Here is a 21,767-nt window from a genome sequence, read left to right as displayed (position 1 = left end):
TTCTACCCTGATAGATTAGGAGAAGTTCCAGCAGGATTCAGATCATAATGTCCAGTGAAATCGAAGCCGAATTGCAGGTAGCTGTTGAACAACGGCGTAACTTTGCCATTATTTCTCACCCGGATGCAGGAAAAACAACGCTGACTGAAAAGCTGCTGTTGTACGGGGGGGCAATTCACCAGGCAGGCTCGGTGAAGGCACGGCGGGCACAGCGTCATGCCACTTCGGACTGGATGGAAATGGAACAGCAACGGGGAATTTCGATTACTTCCACCGTCTTGCAATTTGAGTACCGGAACTGCCAGATTAACCTGCTAGATACTCCCGGTCACCAAGACTTTAGTGAAGATACCTACCGCACCCTGGCGGCAGCTGACAATGCGGTGATGCTGATCGATGCCGCCAAGGGCTTGGAACCGCAGACTCGTAAGCTGTTTGAGGTTTGCCGAATGCGGGGGCTACCCATTTTTACGTTTATCAATAAATTAGACCGTCCAGGGCGGGAACCACTGGAATTGCTGGATGAAATTGAGAAAGAGTTGGGCTTGCAGACCTATGCGGTGAATTGGCCTATTGGCATGGGCGATCGCTTCAAAGGGGTATTTGACCGCCATGCACGCCAGATTCACCTGTTTGAACGGAGTGCCCACGGTCAGCGAGAGGCGATCGATACGGTCATCGACCTGGGCAATCCTGAGATTGAAAATCTGCTAGACGAAGGACTATATCACCAGTTCAAAGACGAACTGGAACTGCTAGAAGGTTTGGGACCCGAACTGGATCTGGAACAACTGCACCGGGGCAAAATGACTCCTGTGTTCTTTGGCAGTGCGATGACCAACTTTGGGGTTGAACTATTCCTCAATGCGTTTCTGGACTATGCCCTTAAACCGGCATCCCATGCCAGTAGCCGGGGAGAAATTCTGCCCACAAACCCCGAGTTTTCTGGATTTGTGTTTAAGCTCCAGGCAAATATGGACCCAAAACACCGGGATCGGGTGGCGTTTGTCCGTGTCTGCTCCGGTAAGTTTGAAAAAGACATGATGGTGAACCATGCCCGCACTGGCAAGATGGTACGCCTTTCGCGCCCCCAGAAGTTATTTGCCCAGGATCGAGCCGTGATTGATGAGGCTTACCCCGGTGATGTAATCGGGTTAAACAATCCGGGGGTATTTGCGATCGGGGATACGATTTACGTGGGGCAAAAGCTTGAGTATGAAGGAATTCCTAGCTTTTCCCCGGAACTATTTGCCTATCTCAAAAACCCCAACCCTTCTAAATTCAAGCAATTTCAGAAAGGAGTTTCTGAACTGCGAGAGGAAGGGGCAGTACAGATTATGTACTCGGCTGATGAGGCAAAGCGCGATCCTATTTTGGCAGCCGTCGGGCAGTTGCAATTTGAGGTGGTTCAGTTTCGGTTGCAAAACGAGTATGGGGTAGAAACCCGCTTAGAACTGTTGCCTTATAGCGTGGCACGCTGGGTTGAAGGGGGATGGGAGGCTTTACAAAAAGTGGGGCGACTGTTCAATACAGTGACCGCGAAAGACCTCTGGGATCGTCCAGTATTGCTATTTCGTAACGAATGGAACCTGCGCCAGCTTCAGGAAGACCATCCGGAGTTAAAACTGAACGCGATCGCCCCCGTAGTTTCTGGGAGAGAACCTGCCTCTTTATGAGGTTATTCTAGATAGCTGTCCTCCCATTTCCATTTTCAGGAGAACTTCTACCATGCCTCCTGTTCCTGATTCGTCATCTACCCCCCTCTCCGGAGCTGTTAGCGATGCAGAAGTCGGGTTAGCGGCTCTGAAGCAAGGCGATTACCCAACGGCGATCGCCTTGCTTGAGAACCTATCTCTGCCCCCCAATCATCCCCTCAGCCTGAAGGCAAAGATGGGCTTAGTGGTGGCTTATACCCGCAATGGTAATCTTCCCCAGGCAGTGTCTCTCTGTCAGGCGCTGGGTCAGCACGAAGGTCCCCAGGTCAAAGAGTGGGCAACTCGCACCCTGGAAAATTTAACCCAGCGGTTTCCCCAAATGGCTGATGCAGAAGTAGGCGGGGAGGTAAGGAGTCAGAAAGATGAAGCAGTGGTGAAGCGGGAATCAGCAGAGATCGGGGAAATCACGGAGCAGGCAGAAGTTTCTCCATCAGAGAGCGAAGACCTGACGGGTTTTGTGCCCTTTGATGGCTCCTCTCTCCCTCGCCAGACTGTCATTTTGGAGGAGACGGAAGGGGAAGTATCAGAAGCAGGGATGCAGGAGACGGAAACAGACCGGGTACAGGGTACGGGGTATGGAGTAACGGGTACGGAGATTCCACAAGAATCACGAACCACGAACCACGAACCACGAACCACGGCTGATCTGCCCTCCCATTCTGCGGGAAAGCTAACAGCGCACTCCCTTCTCTCCTCTCCTCCATCTTCCCTCGATCGCCTATTCTCCTACCAACCCGGTTGGCGGCAGGCAGAGCGGGCGAAGCAATGGAACCCGCTGAAAAGGCTAGATATTGCCCGTGCGGTTGTGGCACAGGTGGGAACGGCGATCGCGTTGTTTTGGGCATTGCAACAGGTTTTCTACTTGATAACGCTGGTTTCGGGAATTGCGCTAACTCATATTCCATTTTTTCTTTTCCAACGCACAATTCCAACGCCTCCCGTCTGGTCCGTGCTGATTCCATTAGTGGTTTTGTTTTTTGCGTCGCGCTGGATTCTAGATGCCCTATTGACCTTTGGGCATGGGTTACAGCCCCTTTCCCTGTCTACCCTGTCCAATTACAGCCCAGAGGTCGCTAAGGCAATGAAGCGTTATTGCCACCAGCGCAGGGTGCCCCTGCCCAGTCTGGGAGTGGTGCCAGCGGCGGCACCGATAGCGTTTAGTTATGGATGCTTGCCCCGCTTGACGCGGGTGGTGGTCAGTCAGGGGCTACTTGAGCAATTGAGCAATGACGAGATTGCCACGGTGTATGCCAGCGAAATTGGGCATATTGCCTATCGCGATGTGCCACTAATGTCACTGTTGACCGTGGTAAACCAGATTCCCTACAGCATTTACCGCTGGGTGTCGGAGTGGGGCAATCGGCAATCACCGCCAATTTTGCGAGGACTGGTGATCGTGGTTTCGGCGATCGCTTACGGGCTGTACTCCCTCACCCGGTGGATTGGGCTATGGCTGTCGCGTCAGCGAGTTTATTACAGCGATCACACGGCGGCTGACCTGACGGGAAACCCGAATGGCTTTACCCGCGCCCTGTTGAAAATAGCGATCGGTACTGCAAAAGATGTGGAGCACGAGGGAGGCACCCGCTATCTACTGGAAGAGTTTGAATTGTTGAGTCCTTTAGGGCACCGGATGGGAACCACCCTGGGCAGTGTGTATCACTATGCGCCTCTAGAGCCTTTACTGGAGTGGGAGTGGACCAATCCCTACCGTCATTGGCTGGCATTGGCTGACTCTCATCCACCCACGGGCGATCGCCTCCGTCTCTTGGCACTTTATGCCCGCCACTGGCGGCTATCAACGGAACTCGATTTCAAGGCTGACCTGGAAGCACAGGTTTCCCACCAGAAAAAATCAGGGTTTACCGCTGCCCAATGGCGTACCCTCCTGCTTCAGGGCGCACCGTTCTTTGGACTGGGGTTTGGTTTATTGCTGGCATTTGTCCTGTCAATGGTGGGCTGGGTCGGCGGACGGTTTAATTCTGAACTGCTGTCCTGGATGTACGACGATCCCACCCTCTCAAAAGGAATCCCTCTGGTTGGCTTCTGCCTTGGCACCTTCATTCGCATCAACCCTTTCTTTCCCGATATCAACCCTTCTCTGCTGCGGAATCAGGAATCCCCACCCAGGCTGGTGGAATTGCTGCAAAAGCCCGATCTGGTTCCGGTAGATAGTATGCCGATTCTGCTAGAAGGCAAACTCCTGGGTAGATCAGGCATCAGCAATATCCTCAGTCAGGACTTGCTGTTGAAAACCGAAACCGGAATTGTACGGCTGCGTTGCCTCTCCCCCTGGGGACCCATTGGCAACCTCCTACCCACAGCAAACCGCTTCACCGATTTGATTAACCATGACCTGACAACCACGGGTTGGTTCCGTCGAGGCGTGAGTCCCTGGGTTGATGTAGACCTCCTCTGCACCCCTGCTGGACGAGTCCATCGCAGCAATCATCCTGTCTGGTCAACCATCCTGGGAGCGATCGCGGCAGTTTGGGGAATTTTGATCATCTTCCGGGGAGGAATTGTTTAAGAAGAGGGTAGAGGTCTGTCAAGACTTACTTTGTGGATTGAAAACTCCAAAATAATCACCCCTTGTGGTTGGTGTCTGGTCGGGGCATTGCAGTGCAATGCCCCGACGGAACGCAAACAACAGATCTAGAACACTACCCTCTCTCACTGACTCGAATCTAGCAACTGCGATGCCCGTTCGGTTTCTGACTTTTGGGTAGACAGCAATTTGCTACGTTCTACCAGACGGATAAATTCTGTCCGGTAGCCTTCTGGGTCGTTGCCTTTTGCCTGATTTGCCAGTCGCAGCACGGTGTCAAAGGTTGTCTGTCCTTTGAACTCTGAGTCGCGCAGGATCATGCCAAACATGGCGATCGCGGTTGCCAATTTGAGATTGGGAGAGGCGGACTCCAGGGAAACCTCTCTATCCAGAATGGCTTGGGAAATCAACTGGCTGCTGGAATCCCTGGGGTGTTTATAACGGAGTTTTACTTGCATCAGATCGGGGTCATTAGAGGCAGAGGCAGTGGTGCTTTGTTGGTACTTCAGGGGATCAACAGAAGGTAGTTTGATATCACTCACGATCCCGGTCGGAATGATTTCGTAAAGAGCCGTGACGGTGTGCCCCGAACCAATTTCACCGGCATCTTTGGTGTCATCGTTAAAGTCCTGGTCGCGGAGCAGGCGGTTTTCATACCCAATGAGCCGGTATGCCTGCACTTTTGCCGGGTTGAACTCGACCTGGATTTTTACGTCCTTGGCGATGGTGAACAACGTGCCACGCAAATCATTCACCAGCACTTTTTTTCCTTCCATCAAGCTATCAATATAGAAGTGATTGCCATTACCTTTGTTTGCCAGTTGCTCCATTTTGGAGTCTTTGTAGTTGCCATAGCCAAAGCCCAGAATAGTTAGAAAGATTCCCCTATCTCGTTTCTGTTCAATCAGCCGGACCAATTCGCCATCGCTGGAAACCCCCACATTAAAGTCCCCATCCGATGCCAAAATGACCCGATTGTTGCCGTCCTTGAGAAAGTTCTGTTGTGCCATTTTGTAAGCCAGTTCGATGCCTGCCCCGCCTGCGGTGGAGCCACCCGCTTCCAACTGATCAATTGCCTGCATGATTTTTTCTTTCTGGCTACCGGGCGTGGGAGGCAGCACCAGTCCGGCATTTCCGGCATAAACCACCAGTGTTACCCGATCCTGGGCAGATAGCTGAGTGACCAGTAGACAGAGGGACTGCTTCACCAATGGCAGTTTATTGGGCGGCATCATGGAACCGGAAACATCCACCAGAAATACCAGATTACTCGGCTGGACGGTCTGCAACTGCTTCCCTTTCAAACCAATTTGCACCAGTTTGTGTTTGGGGTTCCAGGGAGCGGCAGCCACATCAGTCGTCACGGAAAAGGGCGTATCGCCCTCTGGTTGGGGATAGTCATAGGAAAAGTAATTGATCATTTCCTCAATCCGCACGGCATCTTTAGGTGGCAGTTGCCCCTGGTTCAGAAACCGCCGCACGTTGCTGTAGGATGCGGTGTCTACGTCAATCGAAAAGGTGGAAAGGGGATTGAGACTGGGACGGAAAAAAGGATTTTCAGTAAGGTTGTTATAGCCTTCGGTGTTGAAGGTGCCCGGTTTGTGTCTCCGCTCCTGGGGTGAAAGTCCGGTGGGTTGGGGGCTGAGAGTGAGAGGGGCAAGGGCAGGGGCAGGACGTGAGGCGGGGGCAGGCTGATCTCTGCTGCCAGCGCTGCCCCTTTTAGAAGGAATGGGATTAGAAGGGGTGGGACGTGCATTTAAGGCCGCTCCATTTGCTCCTACACCAAATTGGGACGGTGTTAGTAAATTTACACGAGACTCTAGTGCATCTACTCGTCCACGATCGCTGGCTTGTTCTGAATGATACAGGCTATTCAAGTCCTGTAGAATTCTTAAATCCTGACTTGCATAATTGATTTTCCCTTGTGCTGTTAGTTGATTAACCTGTTCCAGAACGGCATTGAGTGCTGTAGCAAATTGGTTGCGGGTCAGGTTGCGATCTCGATTCAACCTCACAGACAAACCATATTTCTGGATCAAAAACTGGAGGGCACGAACCTGCGCCAGTGGCACCTCTTTACCCGTTAAAGACATGAATGCCTGGTGAGAGGCATTTGCATCGATTAAGTCCAGAACATATTTTGCTTGAAGCTGCTCTAACACCGCCAGGTCAGATTTAGCACTGGCATCCTGAGTCGCGGCTAAGGTGCGTCCGGCTTGTTCCAAAACCGCTCCTAAGGCGATCGCAAACTCGTAGCGTGTGACAGGTCTTTCTCCAAAGCCAGTTACATAAGGCACCGTGATGGTGTAGCGAGAAAGGAGCGATCGCAGCGACCTCACATCTGGATCCTCTGGACTCAAAAGCTCTGCTCCTTTGCAAGCTCCCCCCACGCTTGTTCTCCGGGGAGCCGCCTGGGTTGCCAGCGGCATGAAGGGTGCCGGTAGCATCAGCAGAGCTACTGCCAGAATCCCCAGACGACGCACACGCAGGAACCGTAAAATGTACGACATGGCTGAATCCCTCAATACGGAAGTTGGGCTGATTATAATTCCGTTGAAAGGGAATTAGGTTTTCGTTGCAGGAATGGTAACGAAGCCGGAGATGAACTTAACGCAGCTTCATCGACCATCTCAATTCCTCAAACCTGGCGCGTTCAAACCTTTAATTATTTCAATAGCATCTCCAGAATATCCCGACAAAGCTACTTTGCCGGTGTAGTTACATAAGGCTTCCCGCCAAATTCAATCACTATTTTTTCTTTGATTAATATCTATTTTAATCAGTGGAAAAATCGCTATCTCTAAATCTCCTCCTCTGGATTCTAGTTCTTGTGACTAACACTACACGAATTCTGTTCAGTGCCACAGTACTTTAAAGGTCAGAAGTAATGTCTTTAAGAAATAGAAGAATCATGGGACTAACACCTGACAGCATGTTTGTCCGAGTGATGCGTCGTACTAAAGCCTATACCGTCGATTCAATCTCCTATCGTTTGGAATATGGAGCTTTAGGAAAGTACCTTGCTTACTCCCGCCAAATCACCGGTTTTCTGTCGGAGCAGGAAGGGATTGAGTTAGCCAAAATGTGTTATGCCCTTCCACCCAATGCTGTCATTGTTGAAGTTGGCTCATTTCTGGGACGTTCTTCTGTTTTATTTGCAGGAGCATGTAAACTGCGTGGTAGTGGAAAGGTTCACTGTATTGATCCTTTCAATGCTTCGGGCGACGGGTTTTCAGTGCCGTTTTATCAGCGGATTGCAAAGCGAAGAAGGCTATCGCTAAGAGATTGGTTTGATGAGAATATTCGTCGCGCTGGGGTGAGTGCCTGGGTAGAGGCTCATCAGGGAACCGCACAAACCGTGGCTGCTAATTGGGAAAAACCAATTGACATGCTTTTCTTAGATGGGGACCAGTCCCCTGAGGGAGCAAGATCTGCCTATACAAGCTTTGCTCCATTCCTTAAACCCGGTGGCATCGTTGCAGTGCATAACTCTGCTCAACGGGATTACGACCAGGGACATGATGGGCATTATCGTCTGGTTGTAGAAACCATTCGTGAACCCGCTTACACCAGTATCTATTGCATCGAAAGTACAACCTTTGCCCGTAAGATGCAGGCATCTCCTGTCTTGGTCAACGCATAGGAATGAGGCATAACCTCAGCGACTGAGGACAAATGAAACCCCCTGCCCTGTCTCCGCCTAATCCCTCCTATACCTGTGACCGCTATACACTCCCGTGAGAAATTAGGGATTTCAGTTAGGATAGGCTTTGAATAGTGTAAAGTCGTCAGCTTAAAGTTCTATGGAAATCTCTAATCCTGCTTCGGAAGAGACGCAAGCAGTTGAAGCGCCCCCTACAAAACCGGAAGGGAGCTATGTTAAACATGCGATGCGTAACATGGTGCGTAAGCGGGGAACCTCTCTTAAGCATTTTGCTTTAACCGCGATCGCCCTATTAAGTTTTCTGATAGGACTGTCCTACCTGACCCGGTAAGTAAAGTTAGGAGAGTTTAGGTTGTGTTGGTTGAAGTCTGCGTACAACAATGGACGGACGAGTTAGCTGCATCAGATTGGAGTGACCTGCCCAATACTCCTACTGATTCAATTTCCTCCGAAATCTGGGAAGATTGGTTTCAGCAATGGCTAGAGGAGTTACAGCCCAATCTGTCTCCGATTCAAGCGTATGAACTGAGTCTACGGTTAACGGGCGATCTCGAGATACAAGCCCTCAACCAGCAGTACCGCCAGCAAGACAAACCAACGGATGTCCTTGCCTTTGCTGCCCTGGAAGCAGAAGGTTCTCCCCTGGAGGAAATGAGCGCTTCGCTACCACTATATTTGGGAGATATCGTGATTTCGATTGAGACGGCACAACGGCAGGCAGAGTCGCAGAGCCATCCTTTAAGGGTAGAGTTAGCCTGGTTAGCCACCCACGGACTGCTCCACCTTTTAGGCTGGGATCATCCCAATGATGCCAGTCTGGCTCGAATGTTAAATCAACAGCAAGCTTTACTTCAGATAGTTGGAGTTCCGGTGCAGACCAGTTAGAATTCATGCTGGTTGGTAATAGACGCTATACTATGCCATCCTTCATACCTGCATAATGAGGTGGCTTCTGGAATAAAACCTCTAGTTGATGGAGGATTTGTTATGAAAGCCCTGGCTGCGTTCGCTTCAAGTTAATCCCCGTTCTCCCGGTTTCGGTTATGTCTCCTGAAGTTTCACGTCAAACATCTGAGCCTTCCACCAATGGCAAAGTGCTGCATTTTGTTAAGTTAAACCGGGATCTATCGTGGCAGGTAGCTCCCAGTTTACTGATCAGCTTTAGGTTTGCCTGGGCTGGAATTAGCTATGCCTTTCAGACTCAACGAAATTTCCGTATCCATGTTATCGTCGGTTCCCTAGCGATTTTTTTGGGAACCATGCTGCACCTGACGGCTGTAGAAATGGCTGTGGTAAGCTTAACCATTGGAGCCGTCCTGGGAATGGAGCTACTGAATACAGCGATCGAGTCTGTGGTCGATCTGACTGTGAAGCAGAATTACCACGAGCTGGCTAAGATTGCCAAAGATTGCTCGGCGGCGGCTGTTCTCATCTCCGCACTGGTAGCGATCGGAGTTGCCGGTTCGCTGATGTTACCCAAGCTCTGGCTCCTGATACTGCCAGTTCTAAGTTGACATGATTCTTGTAATCGATAACTACGACAGTTTCACCTATAATCTGGTGCAATACTTGGGAGAGCTGAGTGCTGAGTTTCCCATTGCCGCAGACATTCAGGTGTTTCGGAATGACCAGATTACCCTGGAACAGACCCGTCAGTTGCATCCAGACGGGATTGTCATTTCTCCCGGACCCGGTCGCCCTGAAGATGCGGGCATTTCAATGGAGTTAATCAAGGAACTGGGACCCGAATTGCCGATTTTAGGGGTCTGTTTGGGGCATCAGAGCATTGGGCAGGTGTTTGGTGGCACTATCATCTCTGCTCCAGTATTAATGCACGGTAAAACATCCCCAGTCAGCCATCGGGAAGCTGGGGTTTTTCGAGGTTTGGAGAATCCGTTGACCGCAACCCGGTATCATAGTTTGGTGATTGACCGACAGGCGTTTCCTGAAGTCCTAGAAATTACCGCCTGGGTTGAAGACGGCACGATTATGGGCGTTCGCCATCGGCAGTATCCCCATATTCAGGGAGTGCAATTTCACCCAGAAAGTGTTCTAACCGCTTCAGGCAAGCAGCTTTTGAGGAACTTTTTAGCGTCGATCAAGAGTCAAGGGGTTGAGTCTTGAATGTTGAGTTGATGGAATAATTGCCAAACTCAACACTCAGAGGACATAGTCTGGAACTCTGTTGTGGTTTGGTGAGGAAATTATGAGACGGCGGCAGTTGATACGCTACGCAGGGGCGGGTTTGGTTTCGGTGCTGGGAACTGGAATGGTTTCTCGGCTAGGAGAAGTTCAAGCTCAAACATCAGGGCTTTCGGTTCGGTTTTTGGGACATTCATGCTTCTTGTTTACCGGCGGGGGCATCCGGATCTTAGTCAATCCATTTCGATCGCTGGGTTGCACAGCGGGCTATCCTGCGCCAAAAGTGGCAACTGACCTGCTGATGATTAGTAGCCAGCTTCTAGATGAAGGGGCGGTAGAAATTGTCCCCGGTAATCCTCGATTACTTTACGAGCCTGGTGTTTACCAGGTGAATAAGCTCAAAGTCGAAGGCATTCGGATGGATCACGATCGCGTCGGAGGGCGCAGATTTGGCGTTAATGTGGCATGGAAGTGGAATCAGTCTGGGATCAATATTCTGCATTTAGGAGGGGCAGCCGCGCCCATTTCAGTGGAGCAGAAGATTCTTATGGGTCGCCCAGATGTATTGTTGGTGCCTGTTGGGGGTGGACCCAAGGCATACAACCCAGAGGAAGCTAAACAAGCTATAGAAACCTTAAATCCCAGAATGGTGATTCCCACTCAGTTCCGTACCAGTGCCGCTTCAAAGGAAGGATGCGATTTAGTGGGAGTCGATAATTTTCTGTCACTGATGAGTGGAGTGCCTGTCCGACGCAGCGGCAACACCATGAATCTGAACCGGAGTAATTTACCTTCTCAGGGCATGGTGATTCAGGTGATGAATGCTCAGTGACACAGAAAGCAGTGGCGAAGGTGAGCATAGAGGAGTTGATTCCAGAGCAATTTATCCTGGTTGTCTTTAGCCATAATCTTCTCTTGATTTAGATGGATCGCCGACTGACAGGGAAGGTTAGCGTCATGCAATCCTTCCTGTCAGTGCTGGTATTTTCCTTGTCCAGAAACCGTATCAGGCAAACAGTAATGCATTACTGTTTACATAGTCCTGCCACAGTCCTGCCAGATCCTCTGCCTTATTCTCCATTTCATTCGAGATGTGGTACATCTGCCGGGGTCGTCCACGTCCTTCTACCTTTTTGGAATACCCCGTTATCATTCTTTCCTTCTGCAAAAACTTGAGCGCACTGTAAAGAACCGTATCTGACAAGCGATAGGGAGGGTATTTGTCTTCCACGATTTGAATTAACTCTGTTCCGTAGGAGTCCTTCTTCAACAGGATATACAAGACAAAACACGTTGCAAGTTCCTGGTTCAGATACACGGCAGGTTGGCTCTGAAAAAATTGATAGATTTCCTTCAGGGTCATTGCGATTTACTCACTTAAAGGGTTCAAACCTTTTAGACAGAGAAAGTCGCCAATGGGTTCAACTGACATCAGGCAATTTCTTTGTAAATCGCAGCGGCAGCTTCACGGAACTTGCGGGGATCACCCTCTGGGAGCGGTTCTTGCTTCCGTTTACGGGCATAAAGCCGTTCTAGAGTAGCTTGCCAATCCAGGTCAAGCGTACTGACCAGCGTACTGACCGCTGGATCTGCCTGCTTTTCCAGCATACTAACGGCATATTCATGAATCTCTTTCTGAGCCAGCCAGATGCGGGCAATTACTGCCTGGTTATCTTCAACCTCGATCCGTTGCTCAAAATAAGTCAAAATTCGCATTGCCCAATCAGTGTTGGAGACAGCAACCGCGATCGCCAACTCCTGCAATCCGGTCACTGCGGCATAGCGCACCACCCACTCCGGGTCTTGCGAAACTTCCATCAGCACGTCTAGCACCTGAGCCTGGGCAGGCTGAAGTTGTTCTTGGGATAGTTCGCTCCAGTCCATAATCCCCAGCCCCCTGGCGGCAGCACGACGGACGCTGAGCGAAAAGTCATTTTTGGCGGCTTCAATCAGCAATTCCAGCCCACGCGGATCGCCAATCCCAGCCAGTGCCCGAATTGCCCAAGCCCTTGCTCCGTAGTTGTATGTGTCTAGCAGTTCCAGCACAGGGACGACCGAAGCTTTCCCCAGGGCAATTAATCCATCTACAGCGGCAACCGCTGCCCCCGGATTGTTGTAACCCAAGACTGCGATCAAGATTGGAATAGCGGCTTCCAAGCGAGCCTCTGACAATTCTTGAACTGCTTTCAGCAGGCGGGCAGAGGAATCAGCTTCTTCAACAGCTTGAATGAGCGTTTTGGCAAGATCAGCAGTCATAAATTTTGATTTGAAGATTGAAATATCGAAGCAACACTGACCTAAAATCTCTCCTCAAATTCTAGATCAGTGAGGAGCAGGGAAACGGAAGTGTTACAAAAGCTCGTTCCCCTGCCATCCTGACTGAGTTTTTTGTTGCCCAAAGCGCAGGCTGTAAGAATCCGCGTGAACCGCTTCTGAAAGGGTGATTTTTTATCAGGAATCACCTTATTTCCCAGCCGGTGCTTTGCCGCCTGTAACCCGCAGGCGTTGAGTGACCATCGTCATGCCGTTATGGCGCACCAGGACAGCCGAAATCCAGCGGCTTTCACCCGTCAGGGGAACCCGCCCAACCTTAAAAATGCCACCAGCATTGAGCAATTCTAGATTAACTGTAGTGGGTTCGAGCAAGCCAGCCGGTTTGACTGGCTCTTCTAAGGCCGCACCTAGTAGCAGATCGTTGCCCAAGGGTTCCTGGACGATCGCATCGAAGTTAAACTGCTGACCCACTTTTACCTGTTCTGGCAAGTTCAGCATGACAGCAGGAGGATTGCTACCAGAGGTCAATATACTCTTCTCTGCTAAAATTTCCTGCTTAACAATTTTCTGTCCTTCAAATCGCTGCTGCGACTTGAGGGTAGAGTCCATCTTCCACTCTGCGTCTCCCATTTTCTGGGTGCCCGTGATTTTGGTTGTTGTCTCTGTCACAATTCCGTTTCCATCGGCTTTCCAGGAATTCAGTTCGGTCTGGTAGCTCAGGTTAGGGTAACGCTTCCACAGTTCTGTAAGGGACTGTTCCATCGTCTGGCGGGTCAAGCCATCGGAGTGGGTGAAGTTGGGGCTGTAGTATTGCAGAACTGCCTGCACATCACGCTTGTTTGCCGCCGCATCAATTTGTGCCAGCGTATTTTTCAGTTCCGGAGGGGCTGGGGGCGATTGGGCATTGACAGAGCGCCCTGCCTGACCCAAAGAAACCACTAACCCTAGCGTCAGCAGAAATGTTTGCCACTGTTGCCAGCCTGCCCAGCCTGGGAAAACGTTCTTTTGAAAGTGCTTGGGTTGATGGGTGAATGGCTTGTGCATAAGGCAAACAACTTTAAAGGGAATAGAACAGAAGGGAGGATTAAGAGTGCGGTTTGCAATCTATCATCTATAGATTAGCCTGACAAATTTCACACTGACTGTTTTTGGTTAGGGCGGAGTCATCCTGACACAGGTTCTCCGATTCTACTCTGACTGACCCTTTGGAGCCATAACGTGAGTTCATCTACCCGATTGTTGATTGCTGCCAGCGGTACGGGTGGGCATGTGTTTCCTGCGATCGCCCTTGCCGAGCAATTACCTGATTTCGAGATTGAATGGCTGGGAGTGCCGGATCGTTTGGAAACCCAGCTTGTCCCTGCTCAGTACCCTTTGCATACGGTAGCAGTTGAAGGCTTTCAGACACGGGGACTGGCAGCGGTCAAAGTTCTGCTCAAGCTGATTACCTCTATCTGGCAGGTGCGCCGCCTGCTTCAACAGGGACAGTTTCAAGGCGTGTTTACAACTGGCGGCTATATTGCCGCTCCTGCTGTGATTGCCGCCCGTTCCCTTGGGCTACCAGTCATTTTGCATGAATCGAATGCCCTGCCTGGAAAGGTGACTCGCTTGCTGGGTCCCTGGTGTACGACGGTTGCCCTGGGCTTTGAAGCCGCGGCTCAATACCTGCCCCGTGCTAAAACAACCGTGGTGGGAACTCCGGTTCGGGCACAGTTTCTTGCCGATACCCGTTTGGATCTACCTGAGTTGCCTGTTCCGTCTGATGTGCCGCTGATTGCGGTAGTAGGGGGCAGTCAGGGAGCCGTTGCCGTCAACAAGCTGGTGCGGCAGTGTGCTCCGGCGTGGCTGGAGGCAGGAATCTGGATTGTTCACCAGACGGGGGACAGTGACCCGGATATCCAAACTCTCCAACATCCCCATTACTTTCCACTGCCGTTTTATCGCCACATGGCAGGACTGTTACGACGGGCAACTCTGGTTATCAGCCGTGCTGGGGCAGGAACCTTGACCGAACTGGCGATCGCCCATGCTCCTTCTATTCTTATCCCCTATCCCTTTGCCGCTGAAGACCATCAGACTTACAACGCTAATGTGTTCGTCCAGGCAGGCGCAGCCACCCTATTCCAGCAGGCAGACCTGACCCCAGATAGGCTGAAGATGTATGTGCTGCATCTACTCAACGAGGATCTGCCTGGTTCTGAGGCGAAAGGAACTTTAAAAACAATGGCAGAACAGACAGCAACTCTTGCAGTACCCGACAGTGCTGAACAACTGGCAAGACTGGTCACCAAATACTTATCGCATTAGAAATATTGCGAATAGTCTGCTTTCCAAATTTACGATCGCTTTCACAATCTCCTGAGCACCCCATGTTCGGGATTGGGATGTTCTAGGTGGTGATCAAGTAGGTCGCTTGACCATCTTGATTAAGAGGTAGAGGGGCTGCTAACAACCTGACTGCCGTGACTACGAGGATCAGAAGCCCCTTTGGTTGCGGCTGGAGGGGAAAAGGCTGATGTTTGCCCAGTTGCCTGAGCATGGGGCAGTGGTTCACCTGAGTTCAATGCAATCAGGTTGGCTTCCATAATCGAGCGGGGAAGCTCTCCAATCGCCTGAGCAACTGCCTGTCCATCCTTAGCCAGAAAAACAAAGTGGGGAATGCCATCCACCCGATAAGAAAGGATCTCTGGCAACCATTTGGTATTATCCACATTCAGCATGACGAAATTTACCTGGTCGCCATACTGTTGCTTTAGTAGATCCATATCCGGTGCCATCGCCTGACAACTGGTACACCAGTTGGCATAAAATTCCATCAGGGTTGGCTTATCGTTGGTCAGCGCAATTTCCAAAGGCACAGAATCTTCTGCGATCGCAGTCAAGGTTGCCGCCCCTGACTCTGTCCTCAGCCCCAAAAATACTGCCGTACTAAGAACAACTGCCACCAGCACAATTAGCAGATTTCTTACCCGTGTGGCAAGAGTAGTTTGAGAAGTCTCTGAAACAGCAGACGTAAAGTTCGGTCGTTGGTCAGCCATAACCCAATGCTTGCTTCACAAGCTGTTACACCATCTTCAGTGTACTTAAACTTTGCGCGGTTCAGACGATAAACCTCACCAACTTAGAAACCCGTAGTTTTTCCTGGGAAAAATCTCCAGTTCTCGACTTGGATGAGGTTTAAAAACTGATTTGAAACGGTTTGCTCCAGGAGGAGATGACACTCTAAATTAAAAATTCTCCTTGGTCAAAATGGCTCTATTACTACTCTCTGTCACTATGGGCGTGTGGATGGGTGGATGGGTGGATGGGTAACTTATTCCAAGGGGAAATGGCTGTCAAATCTTTGGCAATTTGCGTAAATCCTGATCAGGTTTTCTAGAATCAAGTTATAGCGTTTTTGAATCCAGTGAGGTACATGGATAGCCGCAAAACCCTTGAGTCAAATAGCTGAGATGTACCTCCCCCAGAAAGGAAACGCTATAGAGGGCTTCCATTCACAAGAAGTATTCCTGCCATCTACCATCTGATTGACCCCTGCCCTTCATCAACTGTGAAAAAACGAGTCACCCTCACCTTCCCAAAACGATCAGTCCAGATGCCTATCACCTACCGCCTGGCAAAAGATTTTAATGTCGCAGCCAACATCATCCGGGCGCAGGTTGCCCCCAATCAAATCGGCAAGCTGGTTGTGGAGCTTTCTGGCGACATTGACCAACTGGATGCCGCTCTGGATTGGATGCGATCGCAGGATATTGGGGTCTCCTTTTCCAACCGAGAAATTTTGATTGATGAAGAGTCTTGCGTTCACTGTGGCTTATGTACCGGGGTCTGCCCGACTGAGGCATTGAGCCTTGATCCCCAGTCATTTAAGTTAGTCTTCACGCGATCTCGCTGTATTGTCTGTGAACAATGCATCCCGACCTGCCCCGTACAGGCAATTTCGACAAATTTTTAGGGAAATCAGGTAGAAGATGTCAGGCAATCTGCGGTTTTCAACCAACAGCTATAGCAGTAACCGTCAGGGTTAGGACAAAGTAGAAGGGAATGAGCTTCAATTTCAGGATCCCTATCGAAAGAACAGGTAGCGGAATCCGATGGCAAACAGGAAGAGTCCGTACATTTTTTTCATGGTTTCGCTGGTGATAAAGGGCTGATTGGCAAATAAGGCACCAAAAAAGTTACCAATCACAAGCCCCAATGCAATAATCAGCGCATGTTTAAAGTTGAGATTGCCGCTGCGATGGTAGACGATCGCGGCTAACAGCCCAATCGGCAAAATTTGGGCGGCGATCGATGTGCCTGTGGCAAATTTTTGATCCATTCCTAATAGCAGCACCATCGCTGGGACCATAATTGCCCCCCCTCCAATGCCAAACATTCCACCTGCAACACCAGCAGCCAGTCCAATGATTAAAAGCTGAATCAGCAAAATAGACATAACTATTCCCTCCCCACTCCTACCAACATAAGAATCTCAGTATTGTAGGGCGAGTGAGCCTCCAGCGTCGTACCTGTAGACACGATTGAGTTGGAAGTGAAGCTTGTGAAAAATGGCAGGTGCCAGGGAGGAAAAACCCTACCACAACTATTTCAGTGCAAAAGGCGAATCATAAACCCTGACTACCTGAAAGCGAATATGGGTGGCTTGTTGTGCCCAGGTAAGTTGGTGGATAACCACCTCTGCATGGGCAAACCAGTTTTCATCAACCAACTGGAGTGGCACATCCATTGGCAGAATCCGATAGCCTGACTTGGTGACCTCATGGTGTGTGTGGAGAATCAACGGGTCTGGATAGCCCTGCGATCGCTTTAGCCGCAAAATACTATTGACCTGGCAGGGCATTCCCATTGATTTAGTGCCTCACCTAAACATCAACCAACTGGGCTTCCTGACGCAGGTAAGACTGGATGAACGGATCTAGATCCCCATTCATGACATCCGTAATTGCAGTAGTTTCAGTGTTTGTTCGCAGATCCTTGACCATTTGGTACGGGTGAAACACGTAGTTGCGGATCTGGTTTCCCCAGGATGCCTCTACCATATCGCCGCGAATATCCGCAATCTCCTTTGCTTTCTGCTCCTGCGCAATCACCAGCAGTTTTGCCTTCAGAATCGTCAGAGCTTTTTCCTTGTTTTGAAGCTGCGATCGCTCCTCCGTACACCGCACTGCTAGTCCCGTTGGAATGTGCAGAATCCGCACTGCTGTCTCCACCTTATTGACGTTCTGCCCCCCCTTGCCACCAGCACGAGAGGTCGTAATTTCCAGGTCTTTTTCAGGGATTTCTAGCTGAACGCTGTTATCAATGATCGGCATTATCTCCACCCCAGCGAAACTGGTTTGCCGTTTGCCGTTGGCATTGAAGGGTGAAATTCTAACCAGCCGGTGGGTGCCTTTCTCTGCCTTCAGGTAGCCATAAGCATAACGCCCCTCAATTTCAAGGGTGGCAGACTTAATTCCGGCTTCATCCCCTTCCGACAATTCAGCCAGGTGAACCTTGTACCGTTGCGCTTCCGCCCAGCGGGTATACATCCGCAGCAACATCTCTGCCCAGTCCTGGGCATCTGTACCGCCAGCCCCTGCGTTAATGGTCAGCACGGCTCCCTTCTGGTCATAGGGACCAGATAGTAACTGCTGAAGTTCCCATTGATCCAGTTCGCGCCCCAGTTGGGTCAGATTTGACTCTGCCTCCTGAATCAGGGATTCGTCCGCTTCCAATTCCAACAGTTCCAGCACCGCTCTGGCATCTTCCAGGCTGTTTTTCCACTGCTCAAACTGTTGCAGGTGAGATTTTAAATCATTCAATTCCTGGAGGGTTTGTTGAGCAAGTGTCTGATCATTCCAGAAGTCAGGCTGGGCTGCGATCTGCTCCAGGTCTTGGATCTTGGCAGTTAGGGCAGGTACGTCAAAGATAGTCCTGGGTTTTACCCAGGCGGTCAGACAGCAATTCGACTTCGCGTTTAATTTCGAGGGTTTCCATCACCATAAAACATCAGGACAAAAGGAGAATCTTGTTTGCTTATAACAATTGTAGAGACGTTCGGCTAGAACGTCTCTACAGAAGTGACTATTCACGCAGAAGCAAGGGGAGGTCAATCCCGACTGCCAAAAAGGGCAATCAGCAACCGCAGGATGAAGATGAACAGGTTGATGTAGGTCAAATACATCGACAGGGCAGCAGGCAGATACTGCTCATCCTTGTAGGTGCGGGGTAGGACATAAAAATCAACCACGGCTGCTCCAACGAACAGCAGGACCCCAATCCCTGAAATGGCAATCTCCAGAAAGCTAGGAGTGCCAATACCAAACACAATAAAGCCAAGCTGAATCAGCAGAACCACAAACAGGGAAATGATTCCAAGCCGGACCGTTTTGGCAAGCGCCATACCATCCTGCTCACTCAAATTGGAGCCAATCGGTCGGGCAGCAATGAATGTGATGCCACAGCCCAGTGCCGCCAATCCAATTCCCTGAAAGCCAACGCCTTCAGTTGCCAGAGCAACATAGATCAGCCCGGTCAGGGTATATCCGGTTAAGAGGCTATAGGTTGCCAGCAGCGGCAGGGCAGCGCTGTTATTGCCTTTTTGGGCAACTGAATTGGCAACAAAGAACAGAATCAAATTTCCAATCAGCGCAACCCAGAAGGTTGGCATAAAGATGGCGGGATTGTTTGCCAGTACTTGCAGACCGCCAAACGTGCCCAATGCCGTCAAAATCAATCCCCCGCCTACAAAGGGAAGAGCATTGGCAATTACGTTGGGACCAATAATTGCCTGGTTTCTCGCCTCAGCGATTGATTGACGAAAGTTACTGGTATTACTCACAAGCTTACCCTTATCGACGAAATGGTTAAGGAGTATTTTCTCTATTCTCGCCTGAATTTCAGAAATCGAACAGGCACAGGTGGGTGATTTGGGGCATTTGAAAGGTTAAGGAAAGCTGAACGACCTTGAAGGATTTCCAGGGGGATGTACGTGTTTATGCCGAAATGCTTTTGGGGTACCTCTGATCAGTCCCGTAGATTAACGATAGTTTCCTTAGCCATCTCTACAGAGAATAGGCTCAACACTGATGTGAAAGGTGACCTGCAGATGATCGCTACTCAAACCTCTCTTCGCTCGCGTGGGATGGAACTGCTGATTTCCTACCACCAGAAACCCTCCGTCAAGGTTCGTAATCAGTTAGTTCAGTTAAACGCTGGTCTGGTCAGAAAGATTGCTCATCGGGTTAGTCACCAGTGCGCTGAACCCTATGAAGATCTGGAACAAATTGGCTACCTGGGTCTGATTCGCGCTATCGAGCGGTTCAATCCTAATCAAGGTTGTGCGTTTAGCTCCTTTGCAGTTCCCTATATTCGTGGCGAGATGTTGCATTTTCTGCGCGATCGCAGCGGTACTGTTAAGATTCCCCGCCGTTGGCAACAACTCAACAAAGAAGGACAAAAAGTTCGGGAGTCCTTTATAGAGGAGTTTGGTCGCCAGCCTACGGATGATGAAGTGGCTGAAAAGCTGGGGGTCACGGTTAATGAATGGCGCGAAAGCAAAATTGCCACGAAGAACCGCCTGCCCCTGAGCCTGGATGCCACCGTTTGCCAGCAGATTGATTCTCCCATGACCCTGGGCGACACCCTGCCCGATACACGCTACCAGACCCTTCAACATCTGGAAGAAGACCGGCAGCAGATTCAGCGGGCAATGAACCAGCTAGAAGAGAAGACCCGGCAGGCGATCGAGTTTGTTTTTATCAACGATCTTTCCCGCAAAGAGGTGGCTGAGCGGATAGGAGTCAGCCCAATGACGGTCACTCGTCGAATTCACCGGGGTATTACCCAGATGGTTTCCTTATTGCAACCGATGGGACTGCAAACCGACCCCTAGAGTGTGCCCTGATTTAATTTGTTATCACGCTTTCACGTCGCGTCTAGTATGATTCTCCCGCTGGGTTAGCTGAAAAGCTGACCCAGTTTTTTCTGTTTATGGGCAGGGAAGTGAGGTGTTTCACCCATTACTAATGACCTGTTAGCATAACCTACCCCTAACTCTTAACTTTTTGTCCCTACAATCATCCCAGCCAGAAGAACAAAACCAATCCAGACATTCTGACGAAAGAGATCTGCATATGCGCTGTGAGGAATTGTTTTTTGGGACAGGCGTGAGTACTGCCATGCCCAGCCGACAATAGCAACGCCGAGGGCAACCCAATAGCTCAGTTGGAGTTCCATCACGATTCCTAGCTTTGCCAGCAGAAAAGTAGTTCCACTGAAGAATGCCCCAACTGCCAGCGATGCATATTTGCCAAAAAAGAGCGCACTGGAGTTGACCCCAATCCGACGATCGTCCTCCCGATCTGACATGGCATAAATGGTGTCAAATCCAAGTGTCCATAAAACCGTTGCACCCCAGAGCAACCAGGTTTCCTTGCCCAAACAAGGGGTAGGAGCAGGGGTCGCCCCACAGCTTACCGCACTCCAGCTAATCAAGACGGCAAACCCCCAGGCGATCGCCAGTAGCAGTTGCGGCACTGGAAATACCCGTTTTGCCAGGGGGTAAAGGACGATAACTGGAACTGCCGCCACGCACAACCAGAAAGTGAGGGGATTGAGGTAGAGAGACAATCCCCAGGCGCAGGCAAAGGCAATCACTGCCACGACCAGCCCAATTTTGATGGATAGGGCACGGGAAGCGAGAGGGCGATCGCGGGTCCGCTGCACCTTTGGGTCAATATTCCGGTCCCAGAGGTCATTGACTACGCATCCTGCCGCACTGGTGGCAAGTGTACCCAGAACAATCACCCCAACTAAAGGCAGGGGTGGATTGCCGCGTGCCGCTAGAAACACTGCCCAAAGAGCCGGAATCATCAGGATCAACCGCCCTTCCGGCTTATCCCATCGCAAGAGCCGAACTACCGTCAGCCAGCTTGGTTCCCGGCTTTCTGATTGAAAAGACATGGAGGAGTAAGATGAGATAGTTTTAAGGACGATCTTAAAGGAAGAAGGTAAACAGATGAGAGGTGAGAACTGGGTATTAAATCACTTCTCTGCCACTCCCCTTCCCCCCACCTTTACAGATACCCAAACCGCTGTATCCGGAACTGCTACGCCTGTTTTTGCATGGCACACACAATGCAACCCACCCTGGTCTGGCGCACCTACGAGCCTCGTAGGTGGGTTGAGGACAGGAACCCCAACATCACTAACCCCGCAAAAGGGTGAGATTCAACTGTATAGCGCTCTTATTCATGCCATCAATGATTGTTGCAAAGCTTGTGGCTGTTGGGTTTCGTACACTCAACCCAACCTTGTATCTTTCGAGAGTAGGTAGCCCGTCCCAACCGAGGTGAAAAAAACGCCGTTCCGTAGCGCGGGTCGCCAGTATCGTAAAAAAGCGCCTAGTAGACTGCACCCAACTGGTGTCAGACACCGCTGC

22 protein-coding genes are annotated in these 21,767 nt (G+C 50.5%); 11 read left to right on the top strand and 11 right to left on the bottom strand.

Annotation, left to right across the window (positions count from 1 at the left end):
- Positions 1–47: 47 nt before the first annotated feature.
- Positions 48–1,676, top strand: a complete 1,629-nt coding sequence (prfC, locus tag AC1S52_RS10210) for a peptide chain release factor 3 (protein ID WP_482028892.1) — start codon at positions 48–50, stop codon at positions 1,674–1,676.
- A gap of 52 nt (positions 1,677–1,728) precedes the next feature.
- On the top strand, positions 1,729–4,245 hold the full coding sequence (locus tag AC1S52_RS10205) for a zinc metalloprotease HtpX (RefSeq protein WP_482028891.1): 2,517 nt from the start codon (positions 1,729–1,731) through the stop codon (positions 4,243–4,245).
- Positions 4,246–4,388: 143 nt separating this feature from the next.
- On the opposite strand, the gene AC1S52_RS10200 is transcribed toward AC1S52_RS10205, so the two are convergent.
- Positions 4,389–6,773: a vWA domain-containing protein gene (locus AC1S52_RS10200; protein WP_482028890.1), complete on the bottom strand. Its 2,385-nt coding sequence runs from the start codon at positions 6,771–6,773 to the stop codon at positions 4,389–4,391.
- A gap of 401 nt (positions 6,774–7,174) precedes the next feature.
- On the opposite strand from AC1S52_RS10200, the gene AC1S52_RS10195 reads away from it, so the two are divergent.
- From AC1S52_RS10195 to AC1S52_RS10170, 6 genes are all read left to right on the top strand, one after another.
- Positions 7,175–7,906: a class I SAM-dependent methyltransferase gene (locus AC1S52_RS10195; RefSeq protein ID WP_482028889.1), complete on the top strand. Its 732-nt coding sequence runs from the start codon at positions 7,175–7,177 to the stop codon at positions 7,904–7,906.
- A 160-nt stretch (positions 7,907–8,066) separates the two neighbouring features.
- The gene (locus AC1S52_RS10190; RefSeq protein WP_482028888.1) at positions 8,067–8,258 is read left to right on the top strand and encodes a DUF3285 domain-containing protein; all 192 of its coding nucleotides are present in this window, start codon (positions 8,067–8,069) and stop codon (positions 8,256–8,258) included.
- 23 nt (positions 8,259–8,281) lie between these two features.
- On the top strand, positions 8,282–8,812 hold the full coding sequence (gene ybeY / locus AC1S52_RS10185; RefSeq protein ID WP_482028887.1) for an rRNA maturation RNase YbeY: 531 nt from the start codon (positions 8,282–8,284) through the stop codon (positions 8,810–8,812).
- Positions 8,813–8,970: 158 nt separating this feature from the next.
- Positions 8,971–9,441 (top strand): diacylglycerol kinase family protein, encoded by a 471-nt coding sequence (locus AC1S52_RS10180; RefSeq protein ID WP_482028886.1) that lies wholly within the window; start codon positions 8,971–8,973, stop codon positions 9,439–9,441.
- Between the two features lies 1 nt (position 9,442).
- Positions 9,443–10,051, top strand: a complete 609-nt coding sequence (locus tag AC1S52_RS10175; RefSeq protein WP_482028885.1) for an anthranilate synthase component II — start codon at positions 9,443–9,445, stop codon at positions 10,049–10,051.
- Positions 10,052–10,133: 82 nt separating this feature from the next.
- Positions 10,134–10,901 (top strand): MBL fold metallo-hydrolase, encoded by a 768-nt coding sequence (locus AC1S52_RS10170; protein WP_482028884.1) that lies wholly within the window; start codon positions 10,134–10,136, stop codon positions 10,899–10,901.
- A gap of 174 nt (positions 10,902–11,075) precedes the next feature.
- Here the strand turns inward: AC1S52_RS10170 and AC1S52_RS10165 are convergent, their stop codons facing one another.
- The 3 genes from AC1S52_RS10165 to AC1S52_RS10155 all read right to left on the bottom strand — a co-directional run bounded on the left by AC1S52_RS10165 (position 11,076) and on the right by AC1S52_RS10155 (position 13,387).
- Complete coding sequence (locus AC1S52_RS10165; protein WP_482028883.1) at positions 11,076–11,432, bottom strand: PadR family transcriptional regulator; 357 nt, start codon at positions 11,430–11,432, stop codon at positions 11,076–11,078.
- Between the two features lie 68 nt (positions 11,433–11,500).
- Positions 11,501–12,325 carry a HEAT repeat domain-containing protein gene (locus AC1S52_RS10160; RefSeq protein ID WP_482028882.1) on the bottom strand — a complete coding sequence of 275 codons (825 nt, stop codon included), beginning with the start codon at positions 12,323–12,325 and terminating at the stop codon, positions 11,501–11,503.
- Positions 12,326–12,532: 207 nt separating this feature from the next.
- Positions 12,533–13,387, bottom strand: coding sequence for a nuclear transport factor 2 family protein (locus tag AC1S52_RS10155; RefSeq protein WP_482028881.1), 855 nt, complete (start codon positions 13,385–13,387; stop codon positions 12,533–12,535).
- A gap of 174 nt (positions 13,388–13,561) precedes the next feature.
- Between AC1S52_RS10155 and murG the strand changes: the two genes are divergently transcribed.
- Complete coding sequence (murG, locus tag AC1S52_RS10150; RefSeq protein WP_482028880.1) at positions 13,562–14,650, top strand: undecaprenyldiphospho-muramoylpentapeptide beta-N-acetylglucosaminyltransferase; 1,089 nt, start codon at positions 13,562–13,564, stop codon at positions 14,648–14,650.
- A gap of 119 nt (positions 14,651–14,769) precedes the next feature.
- Here murG and AC1S52_RS10145 read toward each other — a convergent pair whose 3' ends face one another.
- Positions 14,770–15,381, bottom strand: coding sequence for a thioredoxin family protein (locus AC1S52_RS10145; RefSeq protein ID WP_482028879.1), 612 nt, complete (start codon positions 15,379–15,381; stop codon positions 14,770–14,772).
- Between the two features lie 512 nt (positions 15,382–15,893).
- Between AC1S52_RS10145 and AC1S52_RS10140 the strand changes: the two genes are divergently transcribed.
- Positions 15,894–16,298, top strand: a complete 405-nt coding sequence (locus AC1S52_RS10140; RefSeq protein ID WP_482028878.1) for an NIL domain-containing protein — start codon at positions 15,894–15,896, stop codon at positions 16,296–16,298.
- 111 nt (positions 16,299–16,409) lie between these two features.
- Here the strand turns inward: AC1S52_RS10140 and AC1S52_RS10135 are convergent, their stop codons facing one another.
- From AC1S52_RS10135 to AC1S52_RS10120, 4 genes are all read right to left on the bottom strand, one after another.
- Complete coding sequence (locus tag AC1S52_RS10135) at positions 16,410–16,781, bottom strand: TSUP family transporter (protein ID WP_482028877.1); 372 nt, start codon at positions 16,779–16,781, stop codon at positions 16,410–16,412.
- 147 nt (positions 16,782–16,928) lie between these two features.
- Entirely contained in the window at positions 16,929–17,192 is a 264-nt protein-coding gene (locus AC1S52_RS10130; RefSeq protein ID WP_482028876.1) for a DUF2584 family protein, read from the bottom strand.
- Positions 17,193–17,208: 16 nt separating this feature from the next.
- Positions 17,209–18,322, bottom strand: a protein-coding gene (prfB, locus tag AC1S52_RS10125; RefSeq protein ID WP_482028971.1) for a peptide chain release factor 2 whose coding sequence is annotated in 2 segments (ribosomal slippage) — positions 17,209–18,249 and positions 18,251–18,322 — 1,113 coding nt in all. Because the reading frame shifts where the segments join, the coding sequence is not laid out codon by codon here.
- 112 nt (positions 18,323–18,434) lie between these two features.
- Positions 18,435–19,166, bottom strand: a complete 732-nt coding sequence (locus AC1S52_RS10120) for a Bax inhibitor-1/YccA family protein (RefSeq protein ID WP_482028875.1) — start codon at positions 19,164–19,166, stop codon at positions 18,435–18,437.
- Positions 19,167–19,433: 267 nt separating this feature from the next.
- Here AC1S52_RS10120 and AC1S52_RS10115 point away from each other — a divergent pair, with 267 nt between their 5' ends.
- The gene (locus AC1S52_RS10115; RefSeq protein ID WP_482028874.1) at positions 19,434–20,219 is read left to right on the top strand and encodes an RNA polymerase sigma factor SigF; all 786 of its coding nucleotides are present in this window, start codon (positions 19,434–19,436) and stop codon (positions 20,217–20,219) included.
- Between the two features lie 164 nt (positions 20,220–20,383).
- On the opposite strand, the gene AC1S52_RS10110 is transcribed toward AC1S52_RS10115, so the two are convergent.
- Both AC1S52_RS10110 and AC1S52_RS10105 read right to left on the bottom strand, forming a co-directional pair.
- Entirely contained in the window at positions 20,384–21,289 is a 906-nt protein-coding gene (locus tag AC1S52_RS10110) for a 4-hydroxybenzoate solanesyltransferase (RefSeq protein WP_482028873.1), read from the bottom strand.
- A 244-nt stretch (positions 21,290–21,533) separates the two neighbouring features.
- Positions 21,534–21,767: hypothetical protein (locus tag AC1S52_RS10105; protein ID WP_482028872.1), on the bottom strand; the 234-nt coding region annotated here is incomplete at its 5' end.

Source organism: Kovacikia sp. CALU 1929 (genome assembly GCF_056784235.1).
Note: the sequence above shows the minus strand (reverse complement) of the source record. Positions and strands in the feature narration are given on the sequence as shown.